Source organism: Pseudonocardia bannensis (assembly GCF_012911875.1).
Lineage (GTDB): Bacteria > Actinomycetota > Actinomycetes > Mycobacteriales > Pseudonocardiaceae > Pseudonocardia > Pseudonocardia bannensis.
In genome coordinates, this window is the sequence record NZ_JAAXKZ010000110.1 from 1 (window position 1) to 20,171 (window position 20,171).

Annotated in this window: 18 protein-coding genes; 2 read left to right on the forward strand and 16 right to left on the reverse strand. The window is 70.9% G+C overall.

Annotation, left to right across the window (positions count from 1 at the left end; genetic code table 11):
* The 16 genes from HF519_RS23130 to HF519_RS23205 form a co-directional block, all read right to left on the reverse strand.
* On the reverse strand, positions 1-371 hold a 371-nt coding region (locus HF519_RS23130), incomplete at its 3' end, for an MlaD family protein (RefSeq protein WP_312860298.1).
* Positions 368-1,591 (reverse strand): MCE family protein, encoded by a 1,224-nt coding sequence (locus HF519_RS23135; protein ID WP_169415103.1) that lies wholly within the window; start codon positions 1,589-1,591, stop codon positions 368-370. The genes HF519_RS23135 and HF519_RS23130, both read right to left, overlap by 4 nt.
* 2 nt (positions 1,592-1,593) lie before the next feature.
* Positions 1,594-2,565, reverse strand: coding sequence for an MCE family protein (locus HF519_RS23140; RefSeq protein ID WP_169415104.1), 972 nt, complete (start codon positions 2,563-2,565; stop codon positions 1,594-1,596).
* Positions 2,565-3,734 (reverse strand): MCE family protein, encoded by a 1,170-nt coding sequence (locus HF519_RS23145; RefSeq protein WP_169415105.1) that lies wholly within the window; start codon positions 3,732-3,734, stop codon positions 2,565-2,567. The genes HF519_RS23140 and HF519_RS23145 overlap by 1 nt, the downstream gene beginning before the upstream one ends.
* Positions 3,731-5,059, reverse strand: a complete 1,329-nt coding sequence (locus HF519_RS23150; RefSeq protein WP_169415106.1) for an MCE family protein — start codon at positions 5,057-5,059, stop codon at positions 3,731-3,733. The genes HF519_RS23145 and HF519_RS23150 overlap by 4 nt, the downstream gene beginning before the upstream one ends.
* Positions 5,056-5,895, reverse strand: coding sequence for an MlaE family ABC transporter permease (locus tag HF519_RS23155; protein ID WP_169415107.1), 840 nt, complete (start codon positions 5,893-5,895; stop codon positions 5,056-5,058). Before HF519_RS23155 ends, HF519_RS23150 begins: the two co-directional genes overlap by 4 nt.
* A gap of 4 nt (positions 5,896-5,899) precedes the next feature.
* Positions 5,900-6,679 (reverse strand): MlaE family ABC transporter permease, encoded by a 780-nt coding sequence (locus HF519_RS23160; RefSeq protein WP_169415108.1) that lies wholly within the window; start codon positions 6,677-6,679, stop codon positions 5,900-5,902.
* Positions 6,680-6,692: 13 nt separating this feature from the next.
* Positions 6,693-7,805 carry an ABC transporter ATP-binding protein gene (locus HF519_RS23165; RefSeq protein WP_312860299.1) on the reverse strand — a complete coding sequence of 371 codons (1,113 nt, stop codon included), beginning with the start codon at positions 7,803-7,805 and terminating at the stop codon, positions 6,693-6,695.
* A gap of 213 nt (positions 7,806-8,018) precedes the next feature.
* A complete protein-coding gene (locus HF519_RS23170; protein ID WP_169415109.1) occupies positions 8,019-9,266 on the reverse strand; it encodes a PucR family transcriptional regulator in 1,248 nt (415 codons plus the stop codon).
* 43 nt (positions 9,267-9,309) lie between these two features.
* Complete coding sequence (locus HF519_RS23175; protein ID WP_169415110.1) at positions 9,310-10,746, reverse strand: phytoene desaturase family protein; 1,437 nt, start codon at positions 10,744-10,746, stop codon at positions 9,310-9,312.
* Complete coding sequence (locus HF519_RS23180) at positions 10,739-12,529, reverse strand: DUF3556 domain-containing protein (RefSeq protein ID WP_169415111.1); 1,791 nt, start codon at positions 12,527-12,529, stop codon at positions 10,739-10,741. Before HF519_RS23180 ends, HF519_RS23175 begins: the two co-directional genes overlap by 8 nt.
* A 14-nt stretch (positions 12,530-12,543) precedes the next feature.
* Complete coding sequence (locus HF519_RS23185) at positions 12,544-14,010, reverse strand: class I adenylate-forming enzyme family protein (RefSeq protein WP_312860300.1); 1,467 nt, start codon at positions 14,008-14,010, stop codon at positions 12,544-12,546.
* Between the two features lie 299 nt (positions 14,011-14,309).
* Positions 14,310-15,245 carry an oxygenase MpaB family protein gene (locus tag HF519_RS23190; RefSeq protein WP_169415113.1) on the reverse strand — a complete coding sequence of 312 codons (936 nt, stop codon included), beginning with the start codon at positions 15,243-15,245 and terminating at the stop codon, positions 14,310-14,312.
* Positions 15,246-15,259: 14 nt separating this feature from the next.
* Positions 15,260-16,252, reverse strand: a complete 993-nt coding sequence (locus tag HF519_RS23195; protein WP_312860301.1) for a R2-like ligand-binding oxidase — start codon at positions 16,250-16,252, stop codon at positions 15,260-15,262.
* Between the two features lie 28 nt (positions 16,253-16,280).
* Positions 16,281-17,387 carry an NDMA-dependent alcohol dehydrogenase gene (locus HF519_RS23200; RefSeq protein WP_169415115.1) on the reverse strand — a complete coding sequence of 369 codons (1,107 nt, stop codon included), beginning with the start codon at positions 17,385-17,387 and terminating at the stop codon, positions 16,281-16,283.
* A 165-nt stretch (positions 17,388-17,552) separates the two neighbouring features.
* Positions 17,553-18,854: a sensor histidine kinase gene (locus HF519_RS23205; protein WP_169415116.1), complete on the reverse strand. Its 1,302-nt coding sequence runs from the start codon at positions 18,852-18,854 to the stop codon at positions 17,553-17,555.
* A gap of 47 nt (positions 18,855-18,901) precedes the next feature.
* Here HF519_RS23205 and HF519_RS23210 point away from each other — a divergent pair, with 47 nt between their 5' ends.
* The gene (locus HF519_RS23210) at positions 18,902-19,576 is read left to right on the forward strand and encodes a response regulator (RefSeq protein WP_169415117.1); all 675 of its coding nucleotides are present in this window, start codon (positions 18,902-18,904) and stop codon (positions 19,574-19,576) included.
* 131 nt (positions 19,577-19,707) lie between these two features.
* Positions 19,708-20,118, forward strand: a complete 411-nt coding sequence (locus tag HF519_RS23215) for a sterol carrier protein (protein WP_169415118.1) — start codon at positions 19,708-19,710, stop codon at positions 20,116-20,118.
* The last annotated feature ends 53 nt before the right edge of the window (positions 20,119-20,171 follow it).

A 20,171-nucleotide genomic window follows, 5' to 3' on the forward strand; every position in this document is an offset into this window, starting at 1 on the left:
ACGCCGATGTCCTCGTTCCACAGCTCCGGGCGCGCTGCGATGAACTCCTCCATCAGGTTCACGCACCGCGGGTCGTCGAGGATCGTCACCCGCACCCCGTGCTCGGCGACCCAGCTGTGCGGATCGACGGCGATCGTGGTGACGCTGCCGACCGGGACGTCGTTGACCTTGACCAGTGACTGCGGGACGAGATCGACGACGTCGGAGAACTCGACCGTGACCTCGTACGGGTCGTCACCGAGGTCGGCACCACCGGGCAGGTCCACCCCGCGCAGGCCGCCGGAGAGCACCCCGCAGCCGCTGGCCAGCAGGCTGACCAGGGACAACAGGACGACCGTCAGGACGGGACGGGACACGCGGGTGGGGGTCACCGGTCGCCTCCGGTCGCGGGAGCGGGCGTGGGCACGGTCGGCACCGCGAGCCCGGGGACGGGCGGGGTGACACCCGACTGCAGGGCGGTGATGACCTCGGCCGGGCTCGGCAGCGGCACCGTGCCGTCGATGATCGGCAGCAGGGGGTCGCACGCGGCCTTGATGTCGACCTGGTTCAGCTGCTCCGGGTTGCTGCGCCGGATGAGCTCGCAGACCAGGGCGCCGGGCGGCATCGTCAGCTCGTTGAGGTTGAGCCGGGTGTCGAGCGTGCCGGACGAGCCGTTGTAGGTGTTCGCGAAGTTCGAGATCGCGGCGGGCGCGACGTCGAGGATCTCCGCGAGCGCCTTCTGCTGCTTGACCAGCACGGCGGTGACGTCGGTCAGCTTGTCCACGTTCGACGCCAGGGCGGCCCGGTTGTCCTCGACGAACGCGGCCACCTCGCCGAGCGCGATCGACAGCTCGGACAGCGCTGCGCCGAGGTCGCCGCGCTCCGCGGCGAGGAAGCTCGACACGTCGGACAACCGGGTGTTGAACTCGCGGACCTGGTCGTCGTTGGCCGCGATCGTGGACGTGAACGACTGCAGCTCACGGACGGTGCCGAACAGGTCCTCCCGGGAGTTCGCGAGGGTGCCGCTCAGCTCGCCGAGGTTGCGCAGGGTGTCGTTGAGCGCCCGGCCGTTGCCGTCGAGGTTCTGCGCGCCGACGTCGAGCGCATCGGACACGGCGCCGGCGGAGTTGGCACCGCGCGGCCCGAGCGCGTTGGACAGCTCGGTGGCGGTACGGGCCAGATCGTCGACGTCCAGCGGTACCGCGGTGCGCTCCACCGGGATGGCCGCGCCGTCGGCCAGTTCGGGGCCGCCGGAGTAGGCCGGGCTGAGCTGCACGTAGCGTCCGGTGACCAGGCTCGGCGACACGACGACCGCGTTGACGTTCTCCGGCAGCCGCAGCTCGTCGTCGATGCGCATCTCGACGCGTACCCGGGTGCCCTCCGGCACCACCTTGTCGATCGTGCCGACCTCCACCCCGAGCACGCGCACCGAGTTGTCCTCGAACAGTGCGGCCGCCGAGGTGAAGTAGGCGGTCACGGTGCGGGCGGGCGACCGCACCACCAGCCACACCCCGGTCGCGACGAGGACCGCCACGACCGCGACGAGCGCGGTGAACTGGAGCCTGCGACGATCCAGGTCGATCCGGGAGCGGGTGCCCTTCGATGCGGCCATGCTCAGCACCCCCGCGGGTTGATCGGGCCGATGGTCAGCGGGACCATGCCGCAGACGTAGTTGTCGATCCAGCGGCCGCTGCCGACGGCGTTGGTGAACAGCCGCACGAACACGGCCTCCAGTCGGAGCGCGTCGTCCAGGTTGTCCCGGTTGCGCTGCAGTACGTCGGCGACCCGGTCGAGCGCCTCCAGGGTGGGCCGCAGCTGGTCGCGGTTGTCGGCGACGAGCCCGCGCAGCTGCACCGAGAGCTCGCGGGTGCCGTCGAGAAGCGCGCTGATGGCCTCCTTGCGCTTCTGCACCTCGGCCAGCAGCAGGTTGCCGTCGGAGAGCAGCTTCTCGAACTCGTCGTTGCGGTCGGCCAGCACGCCGGAGATGTTGCGGGTGCCGGCGAGCAGCTCGCGGATCTGCTCGTCGCGGCCGGCGATCGTGGTGGACAGCCGGGACAGCCCGTCCAGCGCCCCGCGGACCTCGGGAGCGGTGTCGCGGAAGGTCTCCGACAGCGTCTGCAGGCTGTTCGCGAGCTGGGCGGTGTCGAGCTCGTCGACGGTCGCGGAGAGCCCGTTGAAGGCCTCCACGACGTCGAACGGGGCCGCGGTGCGGGCCAGCGCGATCGGGGTGTCGGGATCCTGTTCGGCCTCGCCCTGCGGGTCCAGCGCAAGGTACTTCGAGCCCAGCAGGGTGCGGACCTCGATCGAGGCGGAGGTCCGGTCGCCGACCCAGGCGTCGTCGACCCGGAAGGTGACGAGCACCCGGTCGCCGGCCAGCGCCACGTCGGTGACCCGGCCGGCCTCGACACCGGCGATCGCCACCATGTCGTCGGGCTGCAGCCCGGCCGCCTCGCTGAACTCGGCCTGGTACACCGTGCCGCCGGCGAAGATCGGCTTGAAGTTGAACGCGAGGACCGTGACCAGCGCGATCACCAGCAGCCCGATGATCGCGACCGGGATCGGACCACGCTTGCCGAAGGCGGCCATCAGTTGCCTCCTGCCGAGAGTGCGGGCAACCCGGGCACGTTCGGCGCCGAGGGCGGTGCGGGGACCGGCTGTTGCACCGGTGGGATCGGCGGGACGCCGGGCAGCAGCGGCCGGGGCCGGCCCTCGACTCCGTCCGGGTTCGGCCCGCAGCGCGGGTCGTCACTGGAGAAGGCCGGGATCTCCTGCGGCCCGACGACGCCGGAGATGCCGACGGAGCCGCTGATCCGGCACATGAAGAACTGGAACCAGCTGCCGTAGCTCCCCGCCCGGCTGATCGTGTTGAGCTTGCCGGGAAGGTTCTGCAGCACGCGGTCCACCGTGGGTTCGGCCTCGTTGAGGTTGCCGGCCAGATCGCCGAGGGCATCGATGTCGTCGCGCAGCGCCGGCCGGGCCTCGCCGACGAACCCGGCGGTGACCGTTGTCAGCTCTCCGATCGACTCGATCGCGTCGCCGATCGGCTCGCGGTCCTCGGCCAGCCCGGAGACCAGCGCCTGCAGGTTCTGCACCAGGTCGGACAGCTGCTGGTCGCGGGCGTTCACGGTCTCGAGCACCGAGTTCAGGTTGTCGATCACCTGGCCGATCACCTGGTCCCGGTCGGCGATCGTGTTGGTGAGGGAGGACGTGCTGGCCAGCAGGTTCTGGACGGTCCCGCCCTGGCCCTGCAGTACCTGCACGATCTCGTTGGACAGCTGGTTGATCTGTCCGGCGTCGAGCCCGGTGAACAGTGGCTTGAAACCGTTGAACAGTGTGGTCAGGTTCAGCGGGGGCCTGGTCTGCTCCACCGGGATGGTGTCGCCCGGGGACAGGGTGGCCCCGGTCGCGCCCGCACCCTGCCCGAGCGAGAGGTAGCGCTGCCCGATCAGGTTCTTGTACAGCACGGACGCCGTCACCGAGGCGGGGAGTCGCTGCGCGGCGTCCACGCTGAACGACACCTCGGCCAGCCGCCGGTCGACGATCTCCACCGAGTCGACGGAGCCGACGACGACACCCGCGATGCGGACGTCGTCGCCGACGAGCAGCCCGGTGGCGTCGGTGAAGCGGGCGAGGTAGTTCGCCCGGTCGCCGCCCTGTGCGTTGGCGATGGTCAGCGCGAGGACCGTCGTGGCCAGCGCCGTCACCAACGCGAGCGACAGGAACTTGGCGAGCGGGGCGAAGGGGATCTGTCTCACGTCAGGGTCACCTCGGTACCGCGGTAGAGCGGGCCGACGAGCATGCTGCTCCAGCTCGGCACCGCCGAGGGCGGACCGCCGCTCTGTGCGGCGACGAGCTCCGCCACGATCTGCTGTTCACCCGGCGAGTTCGGCAGCCCCATGTCGGCGCTGCCCCACGATGCGGGCGTGGTGCCGAACGTGTCGGCGCCAAACGCCTCGGGGTCGCCCGTCGGGGTGTCGAGCGGGGCCGCCGGCGGCGTCGAACCGTCCTTGAACGGGCCGTCCGGCGGGTACTGCGGGCCCAGCGGGAGCACCGGGTAACAGCGCGGGCCCCGGTCGTCGAGGTAGCGCGGCTCGTCCTGGTTCGGAATGTACTTGCCGCGGCTGTTGACGATCTCCACCGTGAGGTGCAGGCCGGGTTCGTCGGTGCCGACGCCGAAGACATCGTCGACCAGCGGCACGAGGTCGGCGAGCTGGCCGAACAAGCAGGGGAACTCCGGCGCGTAGCGGGCCAGCGATTCCAGCGTCGGACGGCTGGACGCCGCCAGCCCGATGAGGTTGTCACGGTTCGCGGCGAGGAACGCGTGCAGGTCGTCGGAGGCCTGGGTGGCCGTGCCGAACAGGGTGCGCAGGTGCTCGCGCTGCTCCATCACGGTACGGCTGGTGACGGTGATGTCCTCGAGCGCGTCGAGCAGGTCCGGCGCGGCGTCGGCGACGTTCTCGGCCAGGTCGGCCAGGCCGGTGATGTCGGCCTGCAGGTTCGGGAGTTCGGCGTTGAGCGGGCCGACCAGCTGCTGCAGTTGGACGAGGGTCTGGCCGAGCTGCTCACCGCGCCCGGACAGTGCCTGCGACAGCGCACCGAGCGTGGTCGCCAGCTGCTGCGGCGCCACCGCGTGCAACAGCGGCAGCAACCCGTCGAGGACTCGCTCCAGCTCACGGGCGGCCTCGCTGCGGTCCTGGCTGATCACGTCGCCGGCCGAGAGCCGCGCCGTCGCGGGCTGTGCCGGCGGCACCAGCGAGACGTACTTCTCCCCGAACAGCGTCTTGGGCAGCAGGCGCGCCTCGACGTTCGCCGGGATCTGGTCGACCATCTCCGGCCGCAGGGACAGCTGCACCGTCGCTCCGGTGCCGTCGGAGCTGACCTGTTCGACCTGGCCGACGATCAACCCGCGGACCTTGACGTCGGCCCGTTCGGCGAGCTGGTTGCCGACCCGGTCGACCTGCAAGGTCACCGGCACTCCGGTGCGGAAGGCCCCGGCGTACTGGGCGACGGCGAGGCCGATCAGCAGCGCGATGACCAGGATGAAGGCGAGGCCCTGCAGGCGGCGGCGGGTGGCGTTCATCCGGCCACCCGCACCGAGGTCTCGGTGCCGAACAGCACCAGCGTCAGGAAGAAGTCCAGGATCGCCGTGCTCACGATCGACAGCCGGACCGAGCGACCCACCGCGACGCCGACCCCCGCGGGCCCGCCCTTCGCGTGATAGCCGTAGTGGCAGTGGATCAGGATGATCACGGCTGCGAAGATGATGACCTTGAGATAGGAGTAGAGGACGTCACTGACCGGGAGGAACAGGTCGAAGTAGTGGTCGTAGGTCCCACCCGGTAGCCCGTTGACGACCGTGACGTTGAGCCGGGACGCGGCGAAGCTGGCGAGCAGGCCGATGGTGTACATCGGGATCACCGCGAGGATCCCGGCGAGCACCCGCGTGGTGACCAGGAACGGCACGCTGGGCACCGCCATCACCTCGAGCGCGTCGACCTCCTCGGAGATCCGCATGGCGCCGAGCTGGGCGGTGAACCCGGCGCCCAGGGTCGCGGTCAGCGCGGCCGCCGCGACGAGGGGCGCGATGTCGCGGGTGTTGAAGTACGCGGTGATGAAGCCGGTGAGCGCCTCGACCCCGAGCGAGTCCAGGGCCCGGAAGCCCTGCAGACCGACCAGGCTGCCGACGAACAGCGACAGCGCGGCCATCACGCCGGCCGTCCCCAGGATGACGATGAGCGCCCCGGAGCCGAAGCTCACCTCGGCCAGCAGCCGGGCGATCTCCTTGCGGTAGCGCCGCACGGTGCGCGGGATCCAGATGATCGCCCGCGCGTAGAGCGAGAGCTGGTCACCCAGCTGCTCGAGTTGGTCAAGCGGGCCGGAGATCGCGCGCCGGGCCCGCGCATTCCAGGTGGCCATCGACTCAGATCCCCTTCGGCGGAACGAGCTCGAGGTACAGGGCGGTCAGCACCAGGTTGATCATGAAGACCAGCACGAACGAGATCACCACCGACTGGTTCACCGCGTCGCCGACGCCCTTGGCCCCCGGCGGAGGGTTCAGCCCGCGGTAGGCCGCGACCACACCGGCGGTGAAGCCGAACAGCGCGGCCTTGGCCTCGCTGATGAGGATGTCGGACACCTGGGCGATGGCGCTGAAGCTCGCGATGTAGGCGCCGGGCGTACCGCCCTGGATGATCACGTTGAAGAAGTAGCCGCCCCCGACACCGACCACGGTGGCCAGGCCGTTCAGCACCAGCGCGGTGGTGGCCATCGCCAGCACCCGGGGCACCACGAGGCGCTGGATCGGGGAGATCCCCAGCACCTCCATCGCGGCGATCTCCTCGCGGATGGTGCGGGCCCCGAGATCGGCGCAGACGGCGCTGCCGCCCGCGCCCGCGATGAGCAGCGCGGTCACGATGGGGGCCGCCTGCTGCACGATGGCCAGCACCGCGCCGGCCCCGGTCTGGCTCTGCGCGCCGAACTGGCGGGTGAGCTCGGCCAGCAGCAGGGCGATGGTGGCGCCGAACGGGATGGTGAACAGCGCGGTCGGCAGCGCGGAGACCTTCGTGACGAACCAGGTCTGCTCGATGTACTCGCGTAGCTGGAACGGCGGCTTGAAGGTCTGCCGCACGATGTCGACGCCGAGGCCGATCAACCGCCCGACAGGGGTCAGAGCGCGGGTCAGTGGCGTGGGAGCGGTCACGTCGGATTCCTGATCAGGCGCGGCCGTGGTGGCGGCCGGGACCGGCGGGGGGCGGGCCGAGGGGTCCCCGACCGGGCCCACCCGGACCGGGACCCGTCGGGCCCGGTCCCGTCCGCCCCGGAGCGCCTGCACCCGTCGGGCCACGCGCCCCGGCCGGCGCCGGCTCGTTCGCGTAGGCCTCCTGGATCGCGCGCTGCGCGGCCGGCGGCAGGGTGTGCATCATCCGCATCACCCGCTCCCGGCGCCGCCGCACCGCCTTGCGCTCCGGCAACCCGGCGCTCGCCTCCAGCTGCGGCTTCAGCGGGGGCAACCCCGACAGCTCGCTCACCTCGGCCATCTCCCGGGCGGCCTGCGCGGTGTCCTTCTCCTCGCTCATCCCGATCGGCCCCTGCCGGCGCCCGTTGAGGAACTGCGCCACCACCGGTTCCTCGCTGGTGAGCAGCACCTCCCGCGGCCCGAACATCGCCAGGTGCTTGCGATACAACATCCCGATGTTGTCCGGCACCGTCTGCGCGGTGTTGATGTCGTGGGTGACGATCAGGAACGTGGAGTCGGTCTGCGCGTTCAAATCGATGATCAACTGGTTCAGGTAGGCCGTGCGCACCGGATCCAGACCCGAATCCGGCTCGTCGAACAGAATGATCTCCGGGTCCAGCACCAGCGCCCGGGCCAGGCCGGCCCGCTTGCGCATCCCGCCGGAGATCTCCCCGGGCAGCTTCTTCTCATCCCCGGTCAGCCCGACCATGTCCATCTTCTCCGCGACGATGTCGCGGATCTGCGCCTCGGACTTGCGGGTGTGCTCACGCAGGGGAAAGGCGATGTTGTCGTAGAGGTTCATCGACCCGAACAGCGCGCCGTCCTGGAACAGCACCCCGAACAGCTTGCGGATCTCATACAGCTTCGACTCGCTGCACCGGACCAGGTCGGTGTCGTGGATGACGATCGACCCCTTCTCCGGCTTCAACAGCCCGATCAGGGTCTTCAGGAACACCGACTTGCCCGTACCCGACGGGCCCAGCAGCACCGACACCTCACCCGGAGGCAGCGTCAGGGTCACGTCCGACCAGATGTTCGCCCGACCGAAGGACTTGCTCAGCCCCTCGACCCTCACCTCGACGCCGGCCACCGATGCCTCCGATTCAGCTCCGAATGCGGTGCGGGTGGCCGACACGACGAATGTGCACGGCCGGCTACCGCTCAACAGGCCAACGAGGAGGAGTGAGACAGGTTACTGACGAGTTCGGTTTGAGCGGGAAGTTACGCCGAACGGCCCTGTGGGGCAGCGATGAACGGCCGTTGGACGCTGCGCCCGAGAGGCGCGATCGACTGACCAGGGCTTTCAAACGGCGGAGCGGCGCAGGACCTTCGCCCCGTACCACCGGCAGATGTTCAGCGCGAGCTGCAACTCGAAGGGATCACGGTCCAGATCACGGGCGTACTTCTCGGCGATCTGCTGAATCCGGTAGTGCACCGTGTTCCGGTGGACGACCAGTTGTTCGGCGGTGGCCACGTAACTGCGGTTCGTCGCGAGGAACAACCGGAGCGTCTCGCGCAGGCCCTCCTCACGCCGGTCGTCCACGGCGAGGTCACCGAGCGTGTCCGCGACGAAGTCCGCCAGCTCCCGAGGCTCGTCGGCGAGCAGCGCGATCGGGGCGATCTGGCGGAACGCGATGGCCCGCGGCCCGTGCTCCCCCGCGGACAGCGCGAGATCCTTGGCCCGCGCGGCGTTGCGGAGGCTGCGGCGGAAGCCGTCGAGCCCGGGCCGGGGACTGCCGAGGGCGACCCGGACCGGCAGCCGCGCGCGGTCCAGCTCAGCGGCGATGAGGTCGGCGTCGACGTCCTGGGCCGCCGCCACCGGGAACCAGATGCGGACGTCGCGTTCGTCGGTCGGGACGGCCAGGGGCGCGCCCCGCGGGGCCAGCAGGTTCTGCAGCAGCGAGGTCAACCGGTCGAAGACCCCCATCACGTCGTCCGACGCGGTGAGCCGGTCGATCCAGCCCTCGACCGCCAGGTGGGTGCGTCCCAGCCGGTAACCGAGAGCGGCCTCGGCCTGCCGGATGTCCGGCGACGGATCGTGCAGCAGCTGGGTGATCCAGTGCTGGCGGAGTACACCCCGGCTGCTCACCCAGCGCTCGCGCTCCTCCTCATAGGCGCGCGCGACCTGCTCGCAGACCCGGTCGACGTACACGGCGACGACGTTGACCAGCGCGATCATCGTCTCGGATGTGTCGGTGCGGCGCAGGTTCACGGCCTCGGACAGGCACATGTTGAGGAACTTCGCCTGCCCCAGCCGGTACGCGCGCAACAGGGCCGACAGCGGGACGTCGCGCTGCGCGAGCCGGCGCGCGTAGGACGTGGCCGACGACGGGGCGTCGACCGTGTGCGGGTCGATGCTGTTCACGAGCACGTGCATCGCCGTCACGATGTTCTCGGCGATGCTCGCCTCGAGCAGCGCGCCGAGGCGCTCGTCGTGGTCGAGGACGGCGATCTCCTGCTCGGTCTCGGCCGTCAGCGCGGCGATGAACCGCTCCCGGCGCGGCAGGATCGCGCGCGCGACCAGCACGACCGGATGCGGCTCTGCGTCCACGTCGTTCCTCGCTGTCGTCCCGTGGCGGATGTCCGGCCGGATGCTAGGCCGGGACCGGGATCCGCAGGTGCCGCAGGGCCGCCTGTGCCGCGTTGGCGCCGCACATCCCGTGCACGCCCGCGCCCGGCGGGGTGGCCGCGGAGCAGATGAAGACGCCGGGGATGCCGGTGCTGTACGGGTCGAGGGCGATCCGCGGGCGCGTGAGCACCTGCAGCTCGGTGTTCGCCCCGGTGACGATGTCCCCGCCGACGTAGTTCGCGTTGTAGGCCGCGAACTCCGGAGCCGATCGCACCGCGGTGCCGACGATGCGTTCCCGCAACCCGGGCGCGAACCGCTCGATCTGGTTCAGCACCCGGTCCGTGGCGTCGCCGGGATACCCGTGCGGGACGTGCGCGTAGGCCCACACCGGATGGACGTCGCCGGCCGAGCGGCTGGGGTCGGCCAGGTACTGCTGGGAGACCAGCACGAAGGGCCGCTCGGGCAGCCGCCCACGGTGGATCTCGCGTTCGGTGTACGCGATCTCGGAGATGGTCCCGCCGACGTGCACCGTCGCCGCGCGCCGGCACTGCTCGTTGCGCCACGGCACCCCGCCCTCCACGGCGAGGTCGACCTTGAACGCGCCCGGCCCGTGGCGGTAGCGCCGGTAGGCCCGTGCCACCCGGGCGGGGAGCCGGTCCCCGGCGATGTCGGCGACGGCGCCCGGGGCCAGGTCGAGCAGCACGGCGGCGGCCGGCGAGAGCTCGGCGAGCGAACGCACCCGGACCCCGGTCTCGATCGCGCCGCCGAGCTCGATCAGCGATGCCGCCAGCGCGTCGGTGATCGCGCGGGACCCACCGCGGGCCACCGGCCAGCCGAACCGGTGCCCCGCCGCGGTCAGCATGAGGCCGATCGCCGCGCTCGTGGGCCGTTCGAGCGGGTGCAGGGCGTGCGCCGCGACGCCGGCGAACAGCGCCCGGGCCGCGTCGGTGCGCCAGCGGCGGGCCACCAGCGTGGCCGGCTGCAGCGCCTGCAGGCCGAAGCGGGCGAGCCGCACCGGATGGCGCGGGACGTGCACCACCGGACGCATCAGATCGGTGGCCAGCTCGTCGAAACCGTCGGCCAGCGGGCCGAACACCCGTCGCCAGGCGGGGCCGTCCGGACCGAGGCCCCGGGCGGTGTCGTCGAGCGAGCGGACCAGAACCCCGGCCTCGCCCGTGTCGAGCGGGTGCGCGAGGTCGATCTCCGGCCGGCACCACTGCAGGCCGTGCCGTTCGAGGTCGAGGGTCTGCAGGAAAGGCGAGCCGACACCCATCGGATGGACGGCGGAGCAGTGATCGTGCAGCACGCCCGGAACGGTCAGTTCGCTGGTCCGGGTCCCCCCGCCGATCTCGTCGGCGGCCTCCAGCACCGTCACCCGCAGCCCGGCACGGGCCAGCGCGACGGCGGCGGCCAGCCCGTTCGGGCCGGCCCCCACCACGATCGCGGTCGTACCGTCAGTCATGCGCCACGGTCACGTCGGCGACGTCGTGGCGCCCCGGCCCGCCGGTCACCTGCACGGGGATCTCCGATCCCGGGCCGTCCAGCCACGGCTGGCGCTCGATCATGTCCTTCACCTGCACGTAGCCCTCCTCGACCAGCCCGGTGGCCGCGTCGTGGATGCGGTAGTGCTGGCGCTGGTGCTGCATCGGCTGCGATTCAAGCATGATCACCCGCAGCTCGCCCGGGGCGAACCCGCACCGCTCCTGGACCGCGCGCAGCAGGCTCTCGTCGTGCAGGTGGCCCTCGCCGAAGTTCCAGCCCAGGATGACACCCGCGGTGAACTCGCCCTCCCGCACGTCGTAGGCCTCGACGTCGTCGAGCGCACGCGGCAGCAGCCCGTTCAACGCCCGGCCGTGGCTGTGCAGGGACCGCCAGGCCATCGCCTTGGCCAGCATCAGCTCGGCGGTGTCGTCGTCGTAGAGCTTCGCGAGCTGGTCGCGGGTGGTGCCGCCGGCCTTGACGATGTGGTCGTTGAGCCTGTTCTCCGCACCCGTGCCCGGGCCGTCGGCACCCTTGCGGAAGCACCAGAAGCTGGTGGCCCAGTTGCCGGCGTAGTACCGCATCGAGGGCAGGAACGACACCAGGTGCGGCTTGGCGTTGCCCAGGGCCGGGATTCCGACGAGCGCGACCAGCAGGATCACCCCGAGCAGCGGCGAGCTGAGGGAGAACACGCTGACCTCGGCGTTGGCACCGAACAGGAACAGCGCGGAGTAGATGAAGAAGATGTTCCACTCCAGCGGCACGCCCATCGGGAAGGTCGACAGGATGTGCAGGTGGAAGATCACCATGAGGCCCAGCGCCAGCGTGGTGACGATCCCGCCGTCGGACAGCACCAGCACCAGCGGGACCGTGTACTCGATCACCGTGCCGGTGTGCGCCGCGAACGCCGCGAGCCCGGAGGGCCGCAGGTCGTTCGGGTAGTCACGGTAGAACTTCCGCTTGAACCACCTGATCCGCTGCAACGGGCTGTTGCTGATCATGACGGCGACGACGTAGGGGAAGTGGTGGTTCAGCTTCGAGGTGGCCGCGCCCCACCACAGCGCCAGCATGATCAGCTTCCACCCGATCAGCATGTCGATGTAGGGGAAGAAGAAGACCACGACCGTCAGCGCGTACTGCTCCCCGCGGGCCGCGAGGAAGATCGTCTTGTCGCGCAGTCCGATCAGCACGAGGCCGGCCAGCAGCGGGATCATCATCGTCGGGTCGAGAAGCCCAACGGTGTGGCCCGCGGGCACCCGGTCCGGCGAGCCCGGGGCGAAGAGCAGCCAGGCCGCCGAGGCGATCACGACCAGGTAGAGCAGCACGTCGACGACGGTGCGGGTGGTCCCCCGGGTCAGCGGCACCTTGTCCGGCCACGGCGCGAGCCGGATGGTGCCCGGGCGCAGCCAGTGCAGGAACGCGCCGACGGGCGGCAGGAAGCGCAGCGTCAACGGCATGGAGCCGCAGCCGAAGCCCAGGACCTCGTAGAGCAGCGTCCAGATGACGACCTTCTGGTAGACGACGGGCTCGGTCCACCAGGTCGTGAAGTCGCCGACCGACCCGAGTCCGGGGGTGAGCGCGATGATCGCGATCCCGCCCAGCACGTAGCCGACCAGCTTGATCACGTAGAGCAGGTACACCGCGTAGGGCGTACCGAAGCCGTGCTCGGCCCAGTGCTGCGCCAGTGGCTTGATGCGGTCCAGCCGGGGCTTGGACTTCCATTCCTCACGGTCGAGGTCCGGGAAATCGGGAGCGATGAATCCCATGACGGTCCTTCTTCTCAGCGAGCGGGAGTCGCGGAATCGGCCAGACCGGCGCGCAACCGGATCTTGTCGACCTTCCCGACCGGATTCCGGGGGAGGTCGGGCAGCGCGACGATGTCGGCCGGCAGCTTGTATCGCGACAGCGATGCCCGGCAGTGCTCGTGCAGTTCCGCGGGCGTGGCCGTGGTGTTCGGGTTCAGCGTGACGAAAGCGACCGGGACCTCACCGAGAACGGCGTCCGCGGCGCCGACGACGGCCGCCTCGAGCACGGCCGGATGACCGTGCAGGACGGTCTCGATCTCCTTGGGGTAGATGTTCTCCCCACCCCGGATGATCATGTCTTTGATCCGGTCGACGAGCACCAGGTAGCCGTCGGCGTCGAACCGGCCGACGTCGCCGGTGTGCAGCCACCCGTCGACCACCGTCCGCGCGGTCTCCTCCGGCCGGTTGAGGTAGCCGCGCATCACGTTGGGGCCGCGCACGACCACCTCGCCCGGCGAGCCGTCCGTGACGAGCGCGCCGGCCGCGTCCATGATCGCGACCTCCTGGCCGGGGAGCGGCAGCCCCACCGTGCCCGGCTTGCGCACCCCGTCGACGGGGTTGATCGTCGACGCGCAGGTGCCCTCGGAGAGCCCGTAGCCCTCGACGATCGGGACGCCGAAGCGGCGCTCGAACCGCTCGATCAACTCGGCTGACATCGGCGCCGCTCCGCACACCGCGATCCGTAGCGAGGACACGTCCGGCACGACTTCGGCGGGCAGCGTCGCGAGCATCGCGTAGATGGCGGGTACCGCGGAGAAGTAGGTGGGCCGCACCCGCTCGACGACCGGGAAGAAGGCGGCCGGGTGGAAGCGCCCGGCGATCGTGGTCCGGCCACCCGCGAGCAGCGGGGACAGGACGCTGACCACGATCCCGTTGACGTGGAACAGCGGCAGGATCAGCAGGCTGTGGTCGGCCGGGCCCAGGCCGACCGCCGAGATCGCCATCGCGCACATCGCCGACAGGTTGGCGTGGTCGAGCATCACGCCCTTGGGCCGTCCGGTGGTCCCGCTGGTGTAGATGAGCAGCGCGAGCGCGCCGGCGTCGGTCGGGGCCGGGGGCAGGTCGGCCGGGCCCGGCCCGGCGTCCAGCTCCGCGACGTCCATGGTGACGACGGACGAGACCGACCCGTCGCCGACCACCACGGCCGCACCGGAGTCCTCGACCTGGTAGCGCGCCTCGGACTCGGTCAGGGCGGGGTTCACAGGCGTCACGGCGGCACCCAGGCGCCAGGCCGCGAACAGGGCGACGACGAACTCGACGCGGTTGGGCAGCACCACCGCGACCACGTCGCCGGCTCCGACACCGCGGCCTCGCAGGGCGGCGGCGGCCGCTCGCGCCCGGTCGGCGAATGCGGAATTGGTCAGCGTCAGGTCATCGTCCGAGATGCAGGGCCCGGCCGGATCCCGATGCGCCCGATCCTCCGGCAGCACAGCAGTGTGCACCACATTCTCCGATCGCCCCACGAGATCCGCTCTCGATGCCGTGGAACGGTACGACCGTCCGGTGGCCCCGGACATAGACGCAGGTCACGAACTTGTCCGGAGGCCCTGTGCGCCGCGCACAAATCATTTTGAGGTAACGCTGATAAATTCACACGATCGTGTCGTGAAATCTTCCAGAAAAGTCCAAGAACGACAGTGGCCGGGGAGTGGACGCTCAGGCGTCCCCTCCCCGGCCATGATCTGTGGGGTATTCGCTTGTGGATTCGGCCCTGAATTCCGTCCCGGGTTCGGGCCCGGGTTCAGGTGCGCGCCGCGGTCTCCGGCCGGGCATCGGTGCAGCGACCGCCCCCGTGGGGCACCGGGCACCCGGTCGGGAACGTCCCGAGCCGGGAGACCTCGAAGCCGCCAGGGTAGCTGCGGATGCTGGGCATGTCCCGGACCATCTTCGGCTCCGGCCGCGGCTTCATGAACCGCACCACCCTGCCCCGCAGCTTGAGCGCGGCCCGCGACGCGACCTCCACCGGCTTCGGCGGCGCCGGGTAACGCAGGGCGTCCCGCAACGGGGCGTCCATCAGCGCGTAGGAGAACGTCTTCACGAGCCCCTTCGGCGCCAGGTGGTTGGGCGGGAACGTGGTCATGAGCTCCAGCGTGGAGTCGGCGACGGCCCGGCTGCCGTCGTCGTAGCCGAAGTGCTCGGCCTCGTAGCGGTCCAGGACGTCCGCGAACTCCTGGTGCGTGGCCGGGATCGCGGTGATCCCCATGTGCCGGCCCAGTTCCCGGTAGTAGTTCGCGCTCGCGACCTTCTCCCGCTCGGTGAACGGACGCCAGCCGTAGGCGTCCATCCACCGGATCGGCACGACCACGAACGTGCAGAGCACGTAGCGCAGGTCGTCCTGCGTGATCGGGTAGCTGCGGTGCATCTGGTTCATCCGCCGGATGGCCGCACGCCCCGTCTCATGGGCGAAGCCGTGCTCGAGCACCGACTCCAGGATCAGCGCGGTGTCGTCGTAGCGCTTCTGCACGCGCTCCGTGAACTCCCCGGTCTCCGCCAGCAGCCGCCCGATACTGGGCACGGCGTACGTGCGGAACAGCGCGAAGCTCAGGGACTGGTTCATGTCCCACGGGAACTCGTGGCCGGACATGATCCGGTAGATCTCGACGTACTCCGTATCCGGATCCAGCCGCTCGATCTCGTGCAGCCAGTCGAACCGGTCCTTGCGATCCAGGCTGATCATGGAGTCGGTCGCCCTCAGCTCGCCGCGGCCAGCAGCTGCTCCTGGTCCTCGGCGTGGAACTTCTCCTCGAGGAGCTCGGGGGACGCGTCGACGTCGATGTCGAGCAGGTTCGCCCCACGGGCCGACTCGATGGCACCGAGCCGGCGGCCCAGCTTGTCCATCGCGTACTCGGCCATCTCGGAGACGTCCACGGCGAACGGCGGGTCCTGGCCCTCGTACTTGTCGAAGGTCGCGGTGACGACGCCCATCGAGGGGACCATGAGCTCCTGCATCCGCTCGTCCACGACCTCCCACATGGCGTCGTCGGCGGCGACGTGGCGGCGGCAGGTGAACGTGCCCCACGCCATGTGGCGGCGCTCGTCGTCCCCGATGTGCTTGATCAGCTTCTGGATACCGGGGAGGATCCCGCGGCCGGTACAGACCTTGGACCAGGCGAAGTAGCCGGTCAGCGCCAGCGTGCCCTCGACGATGTGGTTGTAGGTCACCGACGCGCGGATCTGGTTGCGCGGCGACGGGTCGTTCGCCAGCGCGTACAGGCTGTCCGGCAGCTGCTTGGTGAAGATCTCCATGTAGCCGTCGTTGAACTCGATGAACTCGTGCAGGTCACCGGTCATGCCCACGGCGTCGAAGAAGCGGCGGAAGCCCATCGTGTGCTTGGCCTCTTCGTACACGAACTGGGTCAGGTACATCTCGTCGGCGAGCCGGCCCTCGGCCGCCATCGCGGCGACGAACGGCTGCAGGTCCTGGGTCACCGACTCCTCGCCGGCCAGGAACTGCGCGGCGAGCGCGCAGGTCCACCAGCGCTCGTCGTCGGTCATGTTCGCGAAGTCCTCGGCGTCCTGGGAGAAGTCGATGTCGGCGGGGTTCCACTGCCGCCCGTTGCCCTTGCTGAACAACCGCATGGGGAACGAGTCGAAGTTGAGCCCGCCCTGGCTCAGGCTCGCGAAACCCTCGCGCTTGCCGTGCTCGATGCTGCGCTTGGGCTGCGACGGAAGTGTGGTGGTCACCGTTCGGCCTCCTTGCCGTAGGGGTTGATCAGTACCGGATGAGGCCGCGGATGTTGCGGCCGTCGCGCATGTCCTGGTAGCCCTGGTTGATCTCCTCCAGGGAGTACTCGCGGGTGATGAGCTCATCCAGCTTCAGCTGGCCGAGGTTGTACATCTCCAGCAGCCGCGGCACGTCGTGCTGACCGTTCGAACTGCCGAAGAGCGCGCCGCGGATCTGCTTCTCGTAGAGCGTGAGCTCCAGCAGCGACAGCGACGCCTGGTCCTGGTCGGCCTGGCTCAGCGCGGTCACCACGACCCGGCCCTTCTTGCCGACGAGCTGCAGCGCGGGCTGCAGGTAGCTGCCCTCGGCCACGCCCGTGGTCAGGATGCAGGCGTCCGCGAGCTGACCGCGGGTGATCGAGCTGACCAGCTCCCAGGCCTCGTCCATGCTCGCCGCGGTGTGGGTGGCACCCAGCTCGACGGCCTTCTCCCGCTTGAACTCCACCGGGTCGACCCCGACGATGTAGCGGCAGCCCGCGACCTTCGCGCCCTGCACCGCGTTGGCGCCGATGCCGCCGACGCCGACGACCACCGCCGTGTCACCCGCGCGCAGCTCGGCCGTGCGGACCGCGGACCCGAAGCCCGTGGTGACGCCGCAGCCGACCAGCGCGGCCAGGTGCAGCGGGAACCCCTCGTCGATCTTCACGACCGACTTCACCGGGACCACGGTGTGCTTCGCGAACGTGCCGAGCAGGCACATCTGACCCAGGTCCTCGCCGCGCGCGTGGAACCGGTAGGTGCCGTCGAGCTGCGGACCGAGCGTGGCCCCGGCGCCGTCGTCGCACAGGCTGGTGTAGCCGCGCACGCAGTACGAGCAGCGCCCGCAGCTGGGCAGGAACGTCATCACGACCGGGTCGCCGGCCGACACCTCGGTCACGCCCGCGCCGACCTCGACGATGCGGCCCGCGCCCTCGTGGCCGCCGATCACCGGGTACGGGACCGGCAGGTCGCCGGTCACCAGGTGCTCATCGGAGTGGCACAGCCCGCTCGCCGCGAGTTCCACCAGTACCTCACCGGGGCCCGGCGGGTCGAGCTCGACCTCCTCGACCTCCCACTTGCCCCCCTGCTCCCAGAGCACCGCTGCCGTGGTCTTCATGCGCACCTCTCCGCGTACCTCGCCTTGATCGCAGAGCATGGCGTGGATCACGGGGCTACGCACCGGGCCACCCGCGCCGGGGATGGCCCGCGGGTGCCATACCACCCGGCCGGGTGACCCGGCCACGATCAGGCCGCCGTCCGCGGAGTGCGGGTTCTCCGCGGATCAGCCCGGCGGCAGCGGCAGCTCCAGGCGCGCCACCAGTCCGCCGCCGTCGCGGGGCAGCAAGCTGAGCTCACCCTCCATCGCGGTCACCAGCGCCTCGACGATCCACAACCCGAGGCCGGCCGTGCCGCGCCGTTCCCCCAGGGCGACGCCCTTCGCCGTCACCAGGCCCTGCTGGCCGGCGGGCAGGCCGGGCCCCCGGTCGCGGACCTCGACGACCAGCCGTTCGTCGTGGTAGCCGAGGTCGAGCTCGACGGGAGCCGACCCGCTGTGCCGGGCGGCGTTCTCGACGAGGTTGGTCAGCACCCGCCGCAGTCGCTGGGGATCGCAGCGCACGGCGGCGCCGTCGGGCGTCACCGACGGGCACCGCCGCGCCGCCTCGACACCCGCCGCGTCCAGGACCGCGTCGGCCAGGTCGGCCAGCGCGACGCGGCGGGGCCGGACCCGGCCCAGCGGGCTGCCGTCCTGGACGGCGAGGTCGGCCAGCCCGTCGAGCATGTCGCGCAGGTGCACGGCGTGCTCGGCCAGCAGCGCGACGGCCGCCCGGCGGGACGGCTCGGACAGCCGGTCGGCGGCGAGATCGGCGGTGAGGGCGGTGAGCGATGCCACCGGAGTGCGGAACTCGTGCAGTACGACGCGGACGCCGTCGAGGCGGGCCTGCTGCGCCGCGAGCAACTGGGCCCGCAGCTCGCGCTCGGACAGGAACTTCTCGTGCTCGGCCAGCGCCCGGGCGCGAGAGACGGCGGCGGCGTCGAGCTGACGTTCCAGCATCCGCACCAGCACGCCGACGAGCACGGCGGTGGCGACCAGGAAGCCGGTCCACCAGGCTCCGATGAGCAGCCGCTCCGCCACCGGGACGTACGGGTCCGAGCCCAGCACCGACGCGACGGTGAAGCCGGCACCCAGCGCCAGTGCGCCCAGCCGCCCGGGCACCGCACCGCCGCGGACCGCCGCGGCGATCGCCACGAGCGGCAGCGCCGCCACCATGATGCTGTCGGCGCCCCCGGTCCACGCGCAGGCCACGAGCAGGACCAGCCCGTCGACCGCGGTGATCAGCCACGGCGGCGCCAGCCGCCGGCCGCGGCGCTGCAGGTCGAGCAGCACGACCGCATAGGTGACCGTCACGATCACCAGCAACCACGCCTCGACGGTACGGCCGCGGGCCAAATCCGGCGCGATGACCAGCGCCGATGCCACCGCGCCCACCACCAGCAGTCGAATGATCGAGGCGGTGCGTTCCTCCTCGGCCCGCCCCTCCTCGTGTCCGAGGTCGGCGGGGAACAGGTCTGCATCGACCGTCATGGCTGCTCCTCGTAGGCGGCGTCGGCGACGACACTAGAGTTCGGGCCGTGCAGGACGGTCGTCATGTGGTGGTCATCGTCGACGACCATGCACTGTTCGCCCAGGGGCTGGCGCTGCTGCTGGAGTCGCGGGCCGGTGAGACGTTCAGCGTCGCCGGATCCGTCACCGCAGGCGAGGAGGCCGTCGCGCTGGTCGGGAGGCACCGGGCCGACATCGCGATCGTCGACCTCGCGCTACCCCCGCTGGGCGGCGTGGAGACCATCCGGCGGATCAAGACGGCCTACCCCGCCACCCGGGTGCTGGCCCTGTCCGGTACCGAGGACCTGAGCCTGGCGGCGGCCGCGCTGCGCACCGGAGCGGACGGTTACCTCGCCAAGTCCGCCGATCCCGAGGTCCTCGTCGCACCGTTGCTGACCATCGCGGCCGGGGTGCGGGTGTTGCGCGGCGAGCTGCTCGACGCGCTGCTCGCGGCGTCGGAGCGCACCCTCGACAGCCTCAGCGAGCGGCTCAGCCCACGCGAGATCGAACTGTGGACGCTGCTCGCCCGTGGCCTGGAGACCAGCGAGATAGCCAGGCCGATGCTCGTCAGCGAGCGCACCGCGAAGCGCATGATCGCCTCCCTGCTGCACAAGCTGGGCGCGGCGAACCGGATCGAGGCCGCGGCGCTCGCGGGCCGGTGCGGGCTGCTCGATCCCGACCCGGACCACGAGACGGCCCGCTGAACGCGCCGCCGCTGACCCGCGCGGGCCAACCATGGCCCGATCGAGGAGTCGTGCCCGGGTGCCGGGTTGCGCCAGACTCCCGTCGGCCGGGACCGGAACGGGGTCGGCTCACGAACGGGAGGAGCTGCGACGTGGCGGCGTTCAAGGACGAGGCAGAGGTCTACGAGTTCCTCGGCGGGGTGTTCCGCCGTGGATTGCAGGACCCGGCGCTGGTGGCGAAGCTCCAGCCGTCCGGGGTGGTCCTGCGGATCACCTACACCGACCCGGATGCCGTGATCACGGTGGACATGCCGGGCGCGGAGATCCACACCGGGGCCGGGGTCGGCCCGGAGCCGAACGTCGAGCTGTTCATGTCCTCCGACACCGGCAACCGGTTCTGGCTCGGCAAGGTCGTGCTGCCGGTCGCGCTGGCCAAGGGTCAGGTGCGCGCCAAGGGCCCGGTGGCGAAGCTGCTGAAGGTGCTGCCGCTGGCCAAGGGCCTGTTCGGGCCGTACAAGGATCACCTCGAGTCGGCCGGTCGCGCGGACCTGCTCAACGCCTGAGGCGGCGGGTTGCCGGGCCGTGACGAGCTGGTCCAGCACGGCGCCGCCGAGGT